This is a genomic window from Streptomyces sp. NPDC002896, assembly GCF_040295225.1.
Classification (GTDB): domain Bacteria; phylum Actinomycetota; class Actinomycetes; order Streptomycetales; family Streptomycetaceae; genus Streptomyces.
The window spans coordinates 420,192-436,347 of record NZ_JBEOVA010000007.1 but is presented as its reverse complement, the minus strand read 5'-3'; the positions used below and the strand labels follow the sequence as shown (position 1 = coordinate 436,347).

Below are 16,156 nucleotides of genomic sequence, written 5' to 3'. Positions count from 1 at the left end.
CCAGCCCCCCGCTTCGGCCTGAACGGCCACACGCCGGACGGGCTGTGGGCCGGCGTGAGCGTCGACACCACGTCGGCAAAGGCGCCCCCGAGCCGGGCGTAGCGTAGACGCCATGACGAAGTACGGTTCCTTTCCCGGTACGCGTCCCCGCCGGCTGCGTACCACGCCTGCCATGCGGCGCATGGTCGCCGAGACCCGGCTGCACCCGGCCGACTTCATCCTGCCCGCGTTCGTGCGGGAGGGCGTGAGCGAGCCGGTGCCGATCGCGGCGATGCCCGGGGTCGTGCAGCACACCCGCGACAGCCTGAAGAAGGCGGCCGCGGAGGCGGTGGAAGCCGGGATCTCCGGGATCATGCTCTTCGGGGTGCCGGAGGAGGCGAAGAAGGACGCCGCCGGAACGCCGGGCACGGACCCCGACGGGATCCTGCAGGTCGCCATCCGCGACGTGCGGGCCGAGGTCGGGGACGACCTGCTCGTGATGTCCGACCTGTGCCTGGACGAGGTCACCGACCACGGCCACTGCGGCGTACTGGACGCCGAGGGCCGGGTCGACAACGACGCCACCCTGGAGCGGTACGCCGAGATGGCCCAGGTCCAGGCCGACGCGGGCGCCCACGTGGTCGGCCCCAGCGGCATGATGGACGGTCAGATCGGGGTCATCCGCGACGCGCTCGACCAGATCGGCCGCGAGGACGTCGCCATCCTCGCCTACACCGCCAAGTACTCCTCCGCCTTCTACGGCCCCTTCCGCGAGGCCGTCGCCTCGTCCCTGAAGGGCGACCGCAAGACGTACCAGCAGGACCCCGCCAACGCACGGGAGTCCCTGCGGGAGCTGGCCCTCGATCTGGAGGAGGGGGCCGACATGGTGATGGTGAAGCCGGCGGGACCGTACCTGGACATCCTGGCGCGCGTCGCCGACGCCGCGGACGTGCCGGTGGCCGCATACCAGATCTCCGGCGAGTACTCGATGATCGAGGCCGCGGCGGAGAAGGGCTGGATCGACCGGGACAAGGCGATTCTGGAGACCCTCACCGGCATCAAGCGCGCCGGGGCGCAGAACATCCTCACGTACTGGGCCACCGAGGTGGCGCAGAAGCTGCGCTAGGGCAGTCCGGGGGCCACGTCCGGTTCCTTCGGGCGCGTGAGTTCCTCCGCGTGGCCCGCCACCCGGAGGCTCACGGCGCCCGTCGTGAACAGGATTGCGCCGACGGCCGAGACCGGCACGGACGTGCCGAGCACCGTGACGATCCTGGGCCAGCCGCGCTCGGCCGCGCACGCCTCGACCAGGGACGTGCCCTTCTCAGCCGCGTCGTCGGGGCTGGTGTACAGCGGGGCCTCGCACGTTCTGTCCTCGCCCGTGACGGGCATCGTGACGTGGTACGGCATGACGAGCAGGACCGCGCTCCACACCCACAGGATTCCCGCGATCGACAGCAGGGCCAGGCCCCAGCCGCGCAAGAGCCGGGAGCGGTGGCGGAAGGCCGCCTCGTGTTCGTGCGTGGGCGTCATCAGGGGGCTTTCGTGGGGTGCGAGGGCTGGCGCGGGCAGCATCGCACACCTCTGGGCAGGTCCTGTGGGGCGCGTGAGGTCAACGTGTGGAGTGCGGCGAGGACGCCGGGTCTGGCCTTCTCCACAGGGGAAGCCGGGCTGCGGGCACCATCAACTCCCGCCGGGAGTTAGGTTGTTGACCGCTGGTTGTCCGTTGAATGACTGGAGACCCCCATGTCCGGTGACGCCCTCAGCCACGACCCCGCCGAGCTGAGTAGAAGGATCGACACCACCAAGGCGCACCCGGCTCGCGTCTACGACGTCTTCCTCGGCGGCAAGGACAACTACCCCGTGGACCGGGCGGCGGCAGCCGCCGCGCTCGCCGCCAATCCGCGCGGCTACCTCGACGTGCGGCACAACCGCGACTTCATGCGCCGCGCCGTGACGACGCTGGCGAAGGAGGACGGCATCCGCCAGTTCCTCGACATCGGCACCGGCCTGCCGACCGCCGAGAACGTCCACCAGATCGCCCAGCGGATCATCCCGGACTCGCGGGTGGTGTACGTCGACAACGACCCGGTGGTGCTCGCGCACGCGCGCGCCCTGCTCACGTCCGGTCCCGAGGGCAGGACGGACTACATCGACGCCGACCTGCAGAACCCGGCGCAGATCCTCGAACAGGCCGCCAAGACCCTCGACATCGACCAGCCGATAGCCCTCTGCCTGGTGGCGGTCCTGCACTTCGTCGAGGACGAGGATGCGTACCCGATCGTGCGCGGGCTGGTGGAGGCGCTGCCGTCCGGCAGCCGGCTCGTGCTGAGCCACCTCACCGAGGACCTCAACCCGGAGAACGTCCGCGCGGTCCAGCGGACCTACACGGAGCGGGGATTCACCTTCGTCCTGCGCACCAGGGCGGAGGTCGAGCGCTTCTTCACCGACAACGGCCTGGAAGTCACCGACCCGGGGGTCGTCCCGGCCCACCACTGGCACCCGGACAACGCGGCCCCCGTCCCCGAGCAGCCGGACGCCGCCTACCTCGAGTCCCTCGACGACATCGAGAAGGTCCGCTACCGCGACATCAACGACGTCACGGACGCGGACATCAACGTGTATGCGGCGACCGGGCGCAAGGCCTGACGACAGCGGTCGCCGGAGCAGGGGGCCGTCAGCTCTCCGGCTGATCGGCCCACCTGCCCTCGTGTCGTGTCAGAGGCGCTCAGGCGTCCTGATGCCCAGCAGTGCCATGCCCTGGTGCAGCGTGCGGGCCGTGACGTCGCACAGGAACAGGCGGTTCTCGACCTGCTCCGGGGTGTCCGCCTTGAGGACCGGGCACTTGTCGTAGAACGACGTGTACAGCGATGCCAGCTGGTACAGGTACGCGGCCAGCTTGTGCGGGGCGTACTCCGCGGCGGTCTCCGCGACCGTCTCCGCGAACTGGTCCACGTGCAGGCCGAGGGCCCGCTCCGCTTCGGTCAGTTCGAGCTCCGGGTGGGCGGCCGGGCGGGCCTCGCCGGCCTTGCGGATGATCGACCGGATACGGGCGTACGCGTACTGCAGGTAGACGCTCGTGTCGCCGTTCAGCGACACCATCTGGTCCAGGTCGAACTTGTAGTCGCGGTTCGCGGACGTCGACAGGTCCGCGTACTTCACCGCGCCGATGCCGACCTGCGCACCCCGCTCGGCGATCTCCTGCTCGGACAGGTCCTGCGCCTTCTCGCGGACCACGGCCGAGGCGCGGTCGATCGCCTCGTCCAGCAGGTCCACAAGGCGCACCGTCTCGCCCTCACGGGTCTTGAACGGCTTGCCGTCCTTGCCGAGCACCGTGCCGAACGCCAGCTGGAACGCCTTCACATCGCCGTTCAGCCAGCCGGCCCGCCGCGCCGTCTCGAAGACCATCTTGAAGTGCAGCGACTGCCGGGCGTCCACCACGTACACCAGGGAGTTCGCCTTGAGGTTGAAGACGCGGTCGCGGATCGCGGAGAGGTCCGTGGCCGCGTAGCCGTACCCGCCGTCGGACTTCCGCACGATCAGCGGCACCGGCTTGCCGTCCGGGCCCTTGATGTCGTCGAAGAAGACGCAGAGGGCGCCTTCGGAGCGGACCGCGACGCCCGACTCCTCGAGCAGGCGGCACGTCTCGTCCAGCATGTCGTTGTAGCCCGACTCGCCGACGATGTCGGGGTCCCGGATGTCCATGTCCAGCTTCTCGAAGACCGAGTAGAAGTAGATCTTCGACTCGTCGACGAACCGCTGCCACAGGGCGAGGGTCTCAGGGTCGCCCGCCTGGAGGTCGACCACCCGGCGCCGCGCCCGCGTCTTGAACTCCTCGTCGGAGTCGAAGAGCGTGCGGGAGGCCTTGTACAGCCGGTTGAGGTTCGACATCGCCTCTTCGCCGGACTTGGCGGAGTCCTCGGCGGCGGCCTTGTGGTCCAGCTCGTGCGGGTGCTCGATCAGGTACTGGATGAGCATGCCGAACTGGGTGCCCCAGTCGCCGATGTGGTGGCGCCGGATCACCGTCTCGCCGGTGAACTCCAGGATCTGGCCGACCGCGTCACCGATCACCGCGGACCGCAGGTGGCCGACGTGCATCTCCTTGGCCACGTTCGGCTGGGCGTAGTCGATCACCGTCGTGCCCGGCTCGTCCGCGGACGGCACGCCGAGGCGGCCCTCGGCGTCCGCGGCCCGCGCCGCCAGGTTCTCGGTGATCGCCTTGTCCGTGATCGTGATGTTGAGGAAGCCGGGTCCGGAGACCTCGATGTCCTTGATCACGTCACCCGTGGTGACCTGGGAGACGACCTGCGTCGCCAGCTCCCGCGGGTTGGCCTTGGCCTTCTTCGCGAGCGCCAGGATGCCGTTGGCCTGGAAGTCGGCCCGGTCGCTGCGTCGCAGCAGCGGGTCCGCGGTGCCCGCCTCCGGCAGGGCTGCCGAGAGGGCGTCCGCGAGGCGCTGGTGGACGGAAGCGGTGAGGGACGTGACCGAGGCCATGGAGTGGGAGCCGTTCTCCTCGAGGTTCAGATAGACCCGGCCAGTATCCCACGCGAGGAAATGCGGTTGAAAAGCGGTTTTCGTGGTTGCGGCCGGAGCTGGGAGAATGTATCGGTCAGCTGTACTGGCGTATCAGAAAGAAGGACGTGCCGATCGTGGCTCAGAGCACCGAGACCACCGACTGGGTCTCCCGTTACGCGGATGAGGTCGTCGCCGAGTCGGAGAGTCGCGCGCCTGGCAAACCGGTCGTCGTCGCGTCCGGACTCTCCCCCTCCGGCCCGATCCACCTCGGCAACCTCCGCGAGGTCATGACCCCGCACCTGGTCGCCGACGAGATCCGCCGCCGCGGGTACACCGTGCGCCACCTGCTCTCCTGGGACGACTACGACCGCTACCGCAAGGTGCCGTTCGGCGTCCCCGGCGTCGACGAGTCGTGGGCCGAGCACATCGGCAAGCCGCTGACCTCGGTCCCGGCGCCGAAGGGCTCCGCGTACGCGAACTGGGCCGAGCACTTCAAGGCCGCGATGATCGCGTCGCTCGCCGAGCTGGGTGTGGAGTACGACGGGATCAGCCAGACGGAGCAGTACACGTCGGGTGTCTACCGTGAGCAGATCCTGTTCGCGATGAAGCACCGCGCCGACATCGACGCCGTGCTCGCCCAGTACCGGACCAAGAAGGCCCCCGCGAAGAAGTCCCAGAAGCCGGTCGACGAGGCCGAGCTCGAGGCCGCCGAAGGGTCGGGCGCCGCGGCCGAGGACGACGGCAGCAGCTCCGCCGGCTACTTCCCGTACAAGCCGTACTGCGGCGCGTGCGAGAAGGACCTCACGACGGTCACGGCGTACGACGACGACACGACCGAACTGGCCTACGTGTGCCAGTGCGGTCACTCTGAGACGGTCCGGCTCTCCGAGTACAACCGCGGCAAGCTGGTCTGGAAGGTCGACTGGCCGATGCGCTGGGCGTACGAAGGCGTGATCTTCGAGCCGTCCGGTGTCGACCACTCGTCCCCGGGCTCGTCGTTCCAGGTCGGCGGGCAGATCGTCGGGATCTTCGGCGGAAAGCAGCCGATCGGCCCCATGTACGCGTTCGTGGGCATCAGCGGCATGGCGAAGATGTCGTCCAGCAAGGGCGGCGTGCCTACCCCGGCCGACGCGCTGCAGATCATGGAGCCCCAGCTGCTGCGCTGGCTGTACGCGCGCCGCCGCCCCAACCAGTCGTTCAAGATCGCCTTCGACCAGGAGATCCAGCGGCTGTACGACGAGTGGGACAAGCTCGGCGCCAAGGTGGCCGACGGCTCCGTGCTGCCGGCCGACGCGGCCGCGTACGCGCGCGCGGTCGGCACGGCCGCGGGTGAGCTGCCGCGTACGCCGCGTCCGCTGCCGTACCGGACGCTCGCCTCCGTCGCGGACATCACCGCGGGCCACCAGGACCAGGCGCTGCGCATCCTGTCCGACCTGGACCCGGAGAACCCGCTGACGTCGCTCGACGAGGCGCGCCCGCGCTACGACAAGGCCGAGACGTGGATCAACACCCAGGTCCCGGCCGAGCAGCGCACGGTCGTACGCGACGAGCCCGACAAGGAGCTGCTCTCCTCGCTGGACGAGCAGGGCCGGGAGTCGCTGCGGCTGCTCGTTGAGGGCCTCGACTCGCACTGGTCGCTGGACGGCCTGACCTCGCTCGTCTACGGCGTGCCGAAGGTGCTGGCCGGTCTGGAGCCGGACGCCAAGCCGACGCCGGAGCTGAAGACGGCGCAGCGGTCGTTCTTCGCGCTGCTGTACCAGCTTCTGGTCAGCCGTGACACGGGGCCGCGGCTGCCGACGCTGCTGCTTGCGGTCGGGGCGGACCGGGTTCGGAAGCTGCTCGGCGGCTGAGGGCTGCTTGGCTCATGCGAAAGGGGGTGCCCCGGATAACCGGGGCACCCCCTTTCGCGGTTCTTACGCGATGTGCTCCGCGTCCAGTTCCTGCTGGTAGCGGGTGCGGAAGTCGCGGATGTACGGGCGCAGGGTGTTCTCCGTGAGCGGGCCGCCCGACTGGCCCGTCACGCCGTACAGGTCCATCAGGTAGAGGCCGAACTGGCGGGCGTTGGGGAAGTCCATGTGCTCGTTGACGTACTTCCGGAACGCGGCGAAGTAGGCCTCCTCGCGGGACACGTCGTCCGGCAGGCCCGGGCCCTGGGCGGCCGCGTCGGCGTCCGCGTCCGGATCCGGGTTCGGAATGTCCTCCTCCGTCTGCAGCGGCTGCTGCTCCGCGCGGGGGGCCGGGATCGCCACCTCGTGGCCGCCGACCGGGCCCGGGGCCGCGCCGCCCAGGGGGCGGGTGCGGTTCGGGCCTGCGGGGATGCGGATGCCGGACTCCTGCGGGGGCGCCTCGGCGGCGGGCTGCTGCTGGTCCTCGTACCAGTCCTCGTACTGCTCCTCCGGGACGTAGGCCGGGTCGTAGGAGGGGGCGTACGACGCGTCGTAGCCGCCCTGGTATGCGGCGGGGTGCTGTGGGGGTGCGAACCAGGGGCTGGCCTCTTCCTGGGCCGCCAGCTCTTCGAGGTGCTGTGCGTCGTGGTTGCCCGGGAGTTCGACGAGATTGCCGTCGTCGGGTGCTGCTGTGCCCACCGGTGCCGCCCCAGCGGCCCGATTGCCCACAGGGGGAGCGGGGGCCGGTGCCGCGGCTGCAGCGCGGCCGCTCGCGGCGCCACCCGGCTCCAGCTCCCGGTACTCCTGCGCCGGAGCCGGCGGCAGTAGGGCCGGCTCGATTCCCGCCGCTGCCAGGCCTGCTGGGGCCGTCTCGGCGAGTGGGATGCCGTAGCGGGCCAGGCGCAGTGGCATCAGGGATTCCACCGGTGCCTTGCGGCGCCAGGCGCGGCCGAAGCGTGAGCGGAGCCGGGCCTGGTAGACCAGCCGCTCCTGCTCCAGCTTGATCACCTGCTCGTAGGAGCGCAGCTCCCACAGCTTCATGCGGCGCCAGAGCAGGAAGGTGGGGAGGGGGGAGAGCAGCCAGCGGGTGAGGCGGACGCCCTCCATGTGCTTGTCGGCGGTGATGTCCGCTATCCGGCCGATCGCATGCCGGGCCGCCTCGACCGCGACGACGAAGAGGATCGGGATGACGCCGTGCATGCCGACACCGAGCGGGTCGGGCCAGGCCGCCGCGCCGTTGAACGCGATCGTCGCGGCCGTCAGCAGCCACGCCGTCTGGCGCAGCATGGGGAACGGGATACGGATCCAGGTGAGCAGCAGGTCCAGGGCCAGCAGGACGCAGATGCCCGCGTCGATGCCGATCGGGAAGACGTAGCTGAACTTCCCGAAGCCCTTCTGGATCGCGAGCTCGCGCACGGCCGCGTACGAGCCGGCGAAACCGATACCGGCGATGATGACGGCACCGGTGACCACGACTGCGATCAGAATCCGGTGCAAACGCGTCAGCTGAATGGGCGCGGCCACCCGCACTCCCCTCCCTGCTCCACTCTTCGGCCTGTTACGCGGAAGATTGTTCGGCCTGTTGCGCGGAACAGCCTGGCACATGGATGCGAACGGCGGGTTTCCGGTACGGCAGGAGCCCGGTCAACGCACCGTACCGGGCTCCGCCGAAGGCTCTGCACGAGCAAGTGTTTTCGGGTGGCGTCAGCTGCTGCTCTTGGACGCCTTGGGCGACGCCGACTCCTTGGACGTGGTCTTGCCGGACGACCCGTCACTGGGCTTCGCCGACGAGGTGCCGTTCCCGTCCGAGGATGTGCTGTTGGCCTCGACGACCGCCTCCACAGCCTGCTTGGCGGCGTTCTGAGCGTCCTTCAGCAGCTCCGTGGCGCTCGGCGTCTTCTCGCCCGCGAGGCCCGCACCGTTGTAGTCCAGCGTCACGACGACGTTCTCGACGCGGGTCACCACGGTCTGCTGCTTGAAGGAGCCCTCCTTCTTCTTCAGGTCGTAGCGCACGGCCGTCGCCTCGTCGCCCACGCCCTGCACCGGCTCCGACTTGACGTTCTTCGCGTCCTGCGTGCCCTGCGCGTCCTTCACCTGCTTGTCGAAGTACTGCTGCGCGAGCTTGTCGCCGCTGCCGCGGGTCGCGTCCGACTCGAAGCGCAGCAGCGCCACATTGAGCCAGCGGAACTGCGAGCCCTTGACGCCGTTGTTGTCGAGGCTGGTCCAGGAGCAGGTGGAGCGGAGGGATGTGTCGTCCGACTTCCCCTCCTTGCCCGACTTGTCCTCTCGCTTGGGCACGAGCTCGTCGAGCGTCTTCTTCGTCAGCACCTTGCAGGGCTCCGGAAGCGAGTCGTACGCCGCCGCCTTCACGCTCGCGCCCGCGTCGCCCGCCGACGCCGAAGCCGAGGCCTTCGCACCCGACTCCTTCGCCCCGTCGTCCCCGGAGCCGGAGTCGGAGGAGCAGCCGGAGGCGGCAAGGATCACCGGTGCGGCGGCTGCGCAGGCAAGTATGCGGATGAGTCGCTGTGCTGGTCGGTGCATGGTTCCTTCACTCTGGAGATACCTCCCGGCGTGAGCCGGAGGGAGCTCATGAATCGTGCAGATCGGGCAGTCGGTCCGGTGGGCGTACCGGTTCCGGCCCCTTCGGCAGGCCGGTCCGGTGGGCAGACCTGTCCCGGAGGCAGGCCGGCCCGGTGGGCCACGCTACGCCGAACGCGGCGGGGGCGGCTCCTCTTCGCCCGAGCCCCGGCACCTGCCCGACAGCCCCCGAGCGGCCGTCAGCCGGCGAGCCGCTCGGCGAGCTTCTGCGCCAGTTTCTGCGCCCTGTCCTGCATTTCCGCGCTGTCCGGGACCTCCGTCGCGACGGCCGACTGCTCGTCGTACTCGATGGTCACGATCACGTTCGACGTGCGGAACGCCACAGTCACGGTGCGGTGCCGGGCGGTCGAGGTGGACGTGCTGAGGACGTCGTCGATGAACGCCTGGTCCCCCAGACCGTCGAGGAGGCGCGGCTCGAGTTCGGCGGACGAGGACGCGGACGCGGAGCCCGAGGCGGAGTCGGACACCGAGCCGGATGCCGAGTCGGATGCCGCGTCGGACGAGGAGGCTCCGGCGTCCGATGCGGAGGCCGATGCCGATGCCGAGGGCGATGAACTCGCCTTCTCGTCGCGGGGATCTGCGATCTCCGGAAGGTCAGCCGCCTCCTCCTTCGTGGCGAAGACCTCCTCGGCACGGGTGTCGTCGCTGACCGTCGTGTCGTACGACACCACACGCTCGAAGTCGACGTGGAGATGGTGGGTGGCGTCCGCCGACTCCACCTTCCAGCCGCAGCCCACGCGCCGGTCCGTGTCGTACGTCACGGTGGCCGTGCCGTCGTACGCCTTCTCCTGCTGCTCCTTGTCCGCCGTCTCCTTTATGCCGGGCAGCAGCGAGTCCAGCGTGTTGTGGTCGATGGCACCGCACGCCTCGGGAAGCGTGCGGTACTTGCCGGGCTGGGCGGCCGAGGCCGAGGTGCCCGTCGCCCCCGACTTGGCGTCGGCTGCCTCCTCGTCGAGGCCGGAGCTGCCGGTGCAGCCGGCGAGCAGTGCCGCGAGGAGCGCGGCAACGCCTGGTACGTACGCCTTCCGCTGCACGTGATGGCTCCTCTCGAGGCGACTGTGAAGTGATATTCGGTTGCCGCCCCTGGGCGGCCGGTGAACACAATGTGTATCGCACGCACTGCCGTGGACGCCGGTCCGGTATCCCTTTTGTCGACCTTGGCTCCGGTATTTGCGATTACGGGCTTTTTTCGCTTTTTTCAACTACGGGGGAATGGGGACGTCATGTCGTATGTGGAGGTTCCGGGGGCGAAGGTGCCCATCCGGATGTGGACGGACCCGGCCTCGGTGGAGGGCGTCGCACTGCAGCAGCTCCAGAACGTCGCCACGCTCCCGTGGATCAAGGGTCTCGCCGTCATGCCGGACGTCCACTACGGCAAGGGCGCGACGGTCGGCTCGGTCATCGCGATGCGCGACGCGGTGTGCCCGGCGGCGGTCGGCGTGGACATCGGCTGCGGGATGTCGGCGGTCCGCACCTCGCTGACGGCCAACGACCTGCCGGGCGACCTGTCGCGGCTGCGGTCGAAGATCGAGCAGGCGATTCCGGTCGGGCGGGGCATGCATGACGACCCGGTGGATCCGGGACGGCTGCACGGGTTCGCCACCGCGGGGTGGGAGGACTTCTGGGAGCGGTTCGGCGGGGTCGCCGAAGCGGTGAGGTTCCGTCAGGACCGGGCGACCAAGCAGATGGGATCGCTCGGATCGGGCAACCACTTCGTCGAGGTCTGCACGGACACGGACGGTGCCGTCTGGCTGATGCTGCACTCCGGCTCCCGGAACATCGGCAAGGAACTCGCCGAGCACCACATCGGCGTGGCCCAGAAGCTGCCGCACAACCAGGGCCTGGTCGACCGCGACCTCGCCGTCTTCGTCGCGGACACCCCGCAGATGGCGGCGTACCGCAACGACCTGTTCTGGGCGCAGGAGTACGCGAAGTACAACCGCACGATCATGATGGCGCTGCTGAAGGACGTCGTCCGCAAGGAGTTCAGGAAGGCGAAGGTCACCTTCGAGCCGGAGATCTCCTGCCACCACAACTACGTGGCGGAGGAGCGGTACGACGGCATGGACCTGCTGGTGACCCGTAAGGGCGCGATCCGCGCGGGCTCCGGCGACTACGGCATCATCCCGGGCTCGATGGGCACCGGTTCGTACATCGTGAAGGGCCTCGGCAACGAGAAGGCGTTCAACTCGGCCTCGCACGGCGCAGGGCGGCGGATGAGCCGCAACGCGGCGAAGCGGCGCTTCTCGACGAAGGACCTGGAGGAGCAGACTCGGGGCGTGGAGTGCCGTAAGGACTCCGGTGTGGTGGACGAGATCCCGGGTGCGTACAAGCCGATCGAGCAGGTCATCGACCAGCAGCGGGATCTGGTGCAGGTGGTGGCGAAGCTGAAGCAGGTCGTCTGCGTCAAGGGTTGAGGGCCCGGGGCGCTTGGCGTCCGACCGTCGACGGGCCCCGGAACGTGTGCCGTTCCGGGGCCCTGCGGGGTTCTACGAAGGCCCTACCAGGCCACGGGCAGCTCGATCGGGAAGCGCCGGATGGTCTCCGTGTCCCAGCGCACCTCCTCCGCGGGCACCGCGAGCCGCAGCCCCGGGAACCGCTCCACGAGCCGCCCGATGGCCACCTCCAGTTCCGCCATCGCCAGCGGCGCGGCGATGCACCGGTGGCCGCCCCAGCCGAAGGTCATATGCGGTGTGGGGGGCCGGTTCGGGTCGATGGTGTCGGGGTCCGGGAACCGCTTGGGATCGCGGTTGGCCGTCAGATACGACACATGGACGAAGTCGCCCTTGCGGATCTTCACGCCGCCCATCTCCACGTCCTCCAGCGCCACCCGGGGGATGCCGACGCCCTTGCGGAACGGGATGTAGCGGAGCAGCTCGTCGAGGACGGCGGTCAGGGTCTCCGGCCGTGTCCTGAGCTGCTCCATCAGTTCCGGGCGGGTCAGGAGGAGATAGGAGATGTCGCTGATCTGGCAGGTGGCGGTGTCGTGGCCGCTGAGCATCAGCGTGAGGCACATGACGGCCAGTTCCTGGTCGTCGAGTGCGTCCTCGCCGTCCTTGGCCGCGGCCAGCGCGCTGATCAGGTCCTCGCCCGGGGCCTTCCGCCGCTCGCTGACCAGCCCGCCGAAGTACTCCCGCAGCTCCGCCTTGGCGGTCGCAGCGGTCTCACGGCTGTCCGGGCCGGTGGAGAGCAGCTGGTGCGCGTACTCCTGCATCCGGGGCCGGTCCTCCGGCGCGATCCCGAGCACCTCGCAGATGGTGTGCTGGGGGAGCCGGTCCGACAGATGCCGTACCAGGTCCGCCGGCGGCCCCTGCTCGGCCATCTCGTCGAGCAGGTCGTCCGTGAGCCCCAGGATCGACTGGCGCATCCGTTCCACGTGCCGGTTGGTGAAGGCCTGCGACGCCAGGTGCCGCAGCCGACTGCTGCGCGGCGGGTCGATCACGTTGATCGACTCCGGGGAGACGATCGGCTCCGGCGTCAGCCGCGGATAGTCGTACCCCATGATCCCCGCCCGGCTGAACCGGTTGTCGGTGGTCACCTGCCGCACGTCGTCGAACCCGGTGACCAGCCACGCATCGCCTTCGCCATACGGCAGCCGGATACGGGCGATGGAATCGCGCTCCATGAACGCGGCGAGGGAGGGATCGAACTCCATGCCCTCGCTGAAGTCGAACGGACATTTGATTGCTTTGCCGGTTTCGGTCATCGCGTACTACTCCCGTTCCAGGACGACGAGCGCGGCTGACGCGCATATGGACGGGCGGAAGACAGCCGCCTTCGCCGTTTCCCCGCATATGCCTTGTACGCGCTGGCCTGCCCCCGGACACCTCCGGGCGCCCTGATTGACCCGGTGGGAGTAGCCGGACGGGGCCGGACCGGTCCGGTCCCCTGCCCTACCGGCTCACAGCTCCCGGTGGACCTTCGTGCTGGAGGCCTGGGCGCGGGGGCGGAGGACCAGGAGGTCGACGTTGACGTGGCTGGGGCGGGTGACCGCCCATGTGATGGTGTCGGCCACGTCGTCGGCGGTGAGGGGCTCGGCCACGCCCTCGTAGACCTTGGCGGCCTTGTCGGCGTCGCCGCGGTAGCGGGTCACCGCGAACTCGTCGGTCTTGACCATGCCGGGCGCGATCTCGATGACGCGGACGGGCTGGCCGACGATCTCCAGCCGGAGCGTCTCGGCGAGCACGTGTTCGGCGTGCTTCGCGGCCACGTAGCCGGCACCGCCCTCGTACGTGCCGTGGCCCGCGGTGGAGGAGAGGACGACGACTGTGCCGTCCCCGCTGCCGATGAGGGCGGGCAGCAGGGCCTGGGTGATGTGGAGGGTGCCGATGACGTTCGTCTCGTACATCTGGCGCCATTCGTCCGGGTCGCCGGTGGCGACGGGGTCGGCGCCGAGTGCGCCGCCCGCGTTGTTGATCAGCACCTCGACGTGGTCGAGCGACGCGGCGAAGGCGTCCACGGCCGCGCGGTCCGTGATGTCCAGCGCGTACGCCGTCGCCTGGTGACCGGCCTCGATGAGCTCGGCCGCCAGCGCCTCGATACGGTCCTTGCGGCGTGCGGTGAGGACGACGTGAAAGCCGGCCGCGGCCAGTTGCCGTGCGGTCGCGGCGCCGATTCCGCTGCTGGCACCTGTGACGACGGCGGTGCGGGCGGCGGCGTTCACGGCGGTCATGGGGCTGCTCCTCGGCCTCGGATACCTGGGACATCGGTCCGGCAGACAGGATAGGCGGGCTGCTGGAGGGCTCGTGCGGGCGTCCAATCCGTGGGCCGCTCCCTTCCCCGTTGTGGGCAGGCGTTCCGCAGGGCGATGGGGGAGGGTGGGCACAACCCACGACGGCGGGTGCGTCGCGGCTTGGGGCGCCACCGGCACTGGGACGGCGGCCGTCACCTGTTTGGGCGGCACCTGGCCGGGCCGTACGTGGCATATATCGGGATGACCTAGGGGCTGGGGCGCGAGGCGGAGGAGCTGCAATGCGGATCTTGCGGGCACTGGGCGCGGCCGGCGCCGGCGCGCTGATGGTCATGGGGGCGGCCGCCCCCGCGACGGCCGCCCCCACGGCGACCGGCGCCCCCGAGGCCGACATGGCCTACCACGGCTACGTCGCCATGGTGCACGGCCAGATCGGCCTCTGGCTGACCCCGCAGAACCACGGCCCGTCGGGCGTGACCGACGCCACCGTCCGGCTGCGCTGGTCGTCGCCCCTCGCGAACGTTCAGCAGCTGCCGGACCAGTGCGCACGGGCCGGGGCGAGCACGGTGCTGTGCCGCACCGGCGCGCTCGCGGCCGGAAGCTGGGGCCGGCGGATGGTGATCGCGGTGCGTCTCGCGGGCGCGCCCTCCGAGGTGACCCTCCAGATCGACACGGTCTGGAACGGCGGAGCACGGGACAAGAACCCGCAGAACGACCGGCACAAGGTGCTGGCGCTGGACACCGGGGACTCCTACTACTTCTGACCGCGGCTTGCGCGGTCAGAAGAGGCAGCGGTCAGCCCCACCGCGGACCGCGGGGCCGGAAGCAGCCGTCAGCCCCGCCCGTACGCCGTGGGCGGCACCCCCACCGTCGCCGTGAAGTCGCGGACGAGGTGGGCCTGGTCGGCGTAGCCGAGGTCCGAAGCGAGGGCGGCCCAGTCCACGGCCTGCCCGGCCCGCCCGGCCTGCTCCGACTCGGCCCGTTCCAGGGCCTCGTGGATCCGGTACCGAAGGATGATCCACTTCGGTCCCACACCGACGTACGCCGCGAAGAGCCGCTGCAGCGCCCGTACCGACAGGCCCTCCGCCCGGGCGAAGGCGGAGACGCGCCGGATCGTGCGGTCGCTGCGGATGCGGTCGACCAGGGCCATGGCGAGGTCCGCCTGCGGGTCGGGCCGCGGACCGAGCCGCAGGAGAAACGCGTCGAGAGCGGCCACGCGCGCGTGCTCGTCGTCCGGCCCGAGGACGGCCTCCAGGGCCCCGTTCAAAGCCCCGGGGTCGCCGTCGTCCGCGAACACGTCTTCGAGGGGCAGCCGCAGCCCGGTCAAGTCCGCCACCGCCCGCTGCGGTGCGAAGGGCCGGAAGCCGCCGGGCCGGAACTGCACCCCGCAGACCCGCCCCCGCCCCTCGAGCTTCTGGCTGAACAAGTCGAGCCCGATGCCCGCGACCTCGCCGAACGGCGGGCGGCCCGCGTACCGCTGGAAGACGACGTTCACGGACGGGTGCGGCACCACGTGCGTGGCGTACGGCTCGGGCAGGTCCCAGTCGATCAGCCAGTAGTGCTCCAGGAAGGGGCGCAGCGGCTCGGCGGGCAGGTGGCGTCGGAAACGTACGCGGGACATCAGCCCCGAGGCGTCGACGATGCCCCGGGTGTCGCGGCGTGGCGTGGCGGCCATGGCCGGATCGTACGTGGCGCCCCGGCCCCGGCGGGCTGCTGTCGCGTTTCTTCAAGCCACGCCCGTCCGCCCGCTCGTACGGTCCCTTCATGAGCGACATGGACAAGAGCGACATGGACACGAAGCCTGCAGACAGCGACCCCGTCGGCGAGCTCCTCGGCGTCGCCGCCGAACGAGCCGTCCCGGTCGTCCGGGCCATCACCGACGACCAGCTCACGGCCCGTACCCCCTGCGCCGACTACGACGTCCGGGAGCTGGTCGACCACCTCTTCCATGTGGTCGTGCAGTTCCAGGCGCTGGCGGCCAAGAAGTCCGCGGACTTCAGCCACACCCCCGACCACGTGGGCGCCGGTGCCGACTGGCGCGAGCGGTTCGCCGAGGAGACGAAGCAGCTGGTGGCCGCGTGGTCCGCGCCCGGCGCCGAGGAGGGCACCACGGGAGCGATGGGCCTTCCGGCACGCACCGTCGGCTGCATGGTGCTGCTGGACCTGACGGTGCACGTCTGGGACCTGGCGCGCGCCACCGGCCAGGAGTACCGCCCGGACCCGGCGGCCACCGGCGTCCTGCACACGCTCGGCCAGGCCGTCGCCGACATGGCCCCCACGGCCCGGAAGATGGGTTTCTTCGCCGATCCGGTCCCGGTGCCGGACGGCGCCTCCGACTTCGAACGGCTGCTGGCGGAGACGGGGCGCGATCCGGGCTGGAACCGTCCGTAGGCCGCGCGCCGAGGTCCGGGCACCGGCCCGGGAATACCCCCGGGCCGCGTACCGTTTCGCAGGTGTAGTTGAATCGTCAACAACCTGCGAAGGATGATCA

Annotated in this window: 14 protein-coding genes; 6 read left to right on the top strand and 8 right to left on the bottom strand. The window is 70.2% G+C overall.

Annotated features, from left to right (window positions below):
- The first annotated feature begins 112 nt into the window (after positions 1–112).
- Positions 113–1,105, top strand: coding sequence for a porphobilinogen synthase (gene hemB, locus ABT009_RS15830; RefSeq protein ID WP_351293905.1), 993 nt, complete (start codon positions 113–115; stop codon positions 1,103–1,105).
- Here the strand turns inward: hemB and ABT009_RS15825 are convergent.
- Complete coding sequence (locus ABT009_RS15825; protein WP_351293902.1) at positions 1,102–1,509, bottom strand: hypothetical protein; 408 nt, start codon at positions 1,507–1,509, stop codon at positions 1,102–1,104. The two genes, hemB and ABT009_RS15825, sit on opposite strands and share 4 nt — an antisense overlap.
- A 213-nt stretch (positions 1,510–1,722) precedes the next feature.
- Between ABT009_RS15825 and ABT009_RS15820 the strand changes: the two genes are divergently transcribed.
- Positions 1,723–2,625 carry an SAM-dependent methyltransferase gene (locus ABT009_RS15820; RefSeq protein ID WP_351293899.1) on the top strand — a complete coding sequence of 301 codons (903 nt, stop codon included), beginning with the start codon at positions 1,723–1,725 and terminating at the stop codon, positions 2,623–2,625.
- A 69-nt stretch (positions 2,626–2,694) separates the two neighbouring features.
- Here ABT009_RS15820 and argS read toward each other — a convergent pair whose 3' ends face one another.
- Positions 2,695–4,470, bottom strand: coding sequence for an arginine--tRNA ligase (argS, locus tag ABT009_RS15815; protein ID WP_351293896.1), 1,776 nt, complete (start codon positions 4,468–4,470; stop codon positions 2,695–2,697).
- A 146-nt stretch (positions 4,471–4,616) separates the two neighbouring features.
- Between argS and lysS the strand changes: the two genes are divergently transcribed.
- The gene (lysS, locus tag ABT009_RS15810) at positions 4,617–6,341 is read left to right on the top strand and encodes a lysine--tRNA ligase (protein WP_351293893.1); all 1,725 of its coding nucleotides are present in this window, start codon (positions 4,617–4,619) and stop codon (positions 6,339–6,341) included.
- Positions 6,342–6,404: 63 nt separating this feature from the next.
- Here the strand turns inward: lysS and ABT009_RS15805 are convergent, their stop codons facing one another.
- The 3 genes from ABT009_RS15805 to ABT009_RS15795 all read right to left on the bottom strand — a co-directional run bounded on the left by ABT009_RS15805 (position 6,405) and on the right by ABT009_RS15795 (position 10,009).
- On the bottom strand, positions 6,405–7,901 hold the full coding sequence (locus ABT009_RS15805) for a DUF2637 domain-containing protein (RefSeq protein ID WP_351293890.1): 1,497 nt from the start codon (positions 7,899–7,901) through the stop codon (positions 6,405–6,407).
- 180 nt (positions 7,902–8,081) lie between these two features.
- Positions 8,082–8,918 carry a DUF3558 family protein gene (locus tag ABT009_RS15800; RefSeq protein WP_351293888.1) on the bottom strand — a complete coding sequence of 279 codons (837 nt, stop codon included), beginning with the start codon at positions 8,916–8,918 and terminating at the stop codon, positions 8,082–8,084.
- A gap of 236 nt (positions 8,919–9,154) precedes the next feature.
- Positions 9,155–10,009, bottom strand: coding sequence for a DUF3558 domain-containing protein (locus ABT009_RS15795; RefSeq protein ID WP_351293885.1), 855 nt, complete (start codon positions 10,007–10,009; stop codon positions 9,155–9,157).
- 189 nt (positions 10,010–10,198) lie between these two features.
- Between ABT009_RS15795 and ABT009_RS15790 the strand changes: the two genes are divergently transcribed.
- On the top strand, positions 10,199–11,392 hold the full coding sequence (locus ABT009_RS15790; protein ID WP_351293882.1) for an RtcB family protein: 1,194 nt from the start codon (positions 10,199–10,201) through the stop codon (positions 11,390–11,392).
- Between the two features lie 83 nt (positions 11,393–11,475).
- Here the strand turns inward: ABT009_RS15790 and ABT009_RS15785 are convergent, their stop codons facing one another.
- Together ABT009_RS15785 and ABT009_RS15780 are read right to left on the bottom strand one after the other, a co-directional pair.
- On the bottom strand, positions 11,476–12,681 hold the full coding sequence (locus ABT009_RS15785; protein ID WP_351293879.1) for a cytochrome P450: 1,206 nt from the start codon (positions 12,679–12,681) through the stop codon (positions 11,476–11,478).
- Between the two features lie 195 nt (positions 12,682–12,876).
- Positions 12,877–13,647 (bottom strand): SDR family NAD(P)-dependent oxidoreductase, encoded by a 771-nt coding sequence (locus ABT009_RS15780; protein ID WP_351293876.1) that lies wholly within the window; start codon positions 13,645–13,647, stop codon positions 12,877–12,879.
- Positions 13,648–13,946: 299 nt separating this feature from the next.
- Here ABT009_RS15780 and ABT009_RS15775 point away from each other — a divergent pair, with 299 nt between their 5' ends.
- Positions 13,947–14,429, top strand: coding sequence for a hypothetical protein (locus tag ABT009_RS15775; RefSeq protein WP_351293873.1), 483 nt, complete (start codon positions 13,947–13,949; stop codon positions 14,427–14,429).
- 68 nt (positions 14,430–14,497) lie between these two features.
- Here the strand turns inward: ABT009_RS15775 and ABT009_RS15770 are convergent, their stop codons facing one another.
- Complete coding sequence (locus tag ABT009_RS15770) at positions 14,498–15,340, bottom strand: DUF6597 domain-containing transcriptional factor (protein WP_351293870.1); 843 nt, start codon at positions 15,338–15,340, stop codon at positions 14,498–14,500.
- 89 nt (positions 15,341–15,429) lie between these two features.
- Here ABT009_RS15770 and ABT009_RS15765 point away from each other — a divergent pair, with 89 nt between their 5' ends.
- Positions 15,430–16,056 (top strand): TIGR03086 family metal-binding protein, encoded by a 627-nt coding sequence (locus ABT009_RS15765; protein ID WP_502989880.1) that lies wholly within the window; start codon positions 15,430–15,432, stop codon positions 16,054–16,056.
- Positions 16,057–16,156: the final 100 nt, after the last annotated feature.

What these genes read in the sequence shown, in the direction of transcription:
- ABT009_RS15800 (WP_351293888.1), bottom strand. Translation starts at nt 8,918, where the DNA reads ATGCACCGACCAGCACAGCGACTCATCCGCATACTTGCCTGCGCAGCC.
- argS (WP_351293896.1), bottom strand. Translation starts at nt 4,470, where the DNA reads ATGGCCTCGGTCACGTCCCTCACCGCTTCCGTCCACCAGCGCCTCGCG.
- ABT009_RS15780 (WP_351293876.1), bottom strand. Translation starts at nt 13,647, where the DNA reads ATGACCGCCGTGAACGCCGCCGCCCGCACCGCCGTCGTCACAGGTGCC.
- ABT009_RS15775 (WP_351293873.1), top strand. Translation starts at nt 13,947, where the DNA reads ATGCGGATCTTGCGGGCACTGGGCGCGGCCGGCGCCGGCGCGCTGATG.
- ABT009_RS15770 (WP_351293870.1), bottom strand. Translation starts at nt 15,340, where the DNA reads ATGGCCGCCACGCCACGCCGCGACACCCGGGGCATCGTCGACGCCTCG.
- ABT009_RS15785 (WP_351293879.1), bottom strand. Translation starts at nt 12,681, where the DNA reads ATGACCGAAACCGGCAAAGCAATCAAATGTCCGTTCGACTTCAGCGAG.
- ABT009_RS15790 (WP_351293882.1), top strand. Translation starts at nt 10,199, where the DNA reads ATGTCGTATGTGGAGGTTCCGGGGGCGAAGGTGCCCATCCGGATGTGG.
- hemB (WP_351293905.1), top strand. Translation starts at nt 113, where the DNA reads ATGACGAAGTACGGTTCCTTTCCCGGTACGCGTCCCCGCCGGCTGCGT.
- ABT009_RS15825 (WP_351293902.1), bottom strand. Translation starts at nt 1,509, where the DNA reads ATGACGCCCACGCACGAACACGAGGCGGCCTTCCGCCACCGCTCCCGG.
- ABT009_RS15765 (WP_502989880.1), top strand. Translation starts at nt 15,430, where the DNA reads ATGAGCGACATGGACAAGAGCGACATGGACACGAAGCCTGCAGACAGC.
- ABT009_RS15820 (WP_351293899.1), top strand. Translation starts at nt 1,723, where the DNA reads ATGTCCGGTGACGCCCTCAGCCACGACCCCGCCGAGCTGAGTAGAAGG.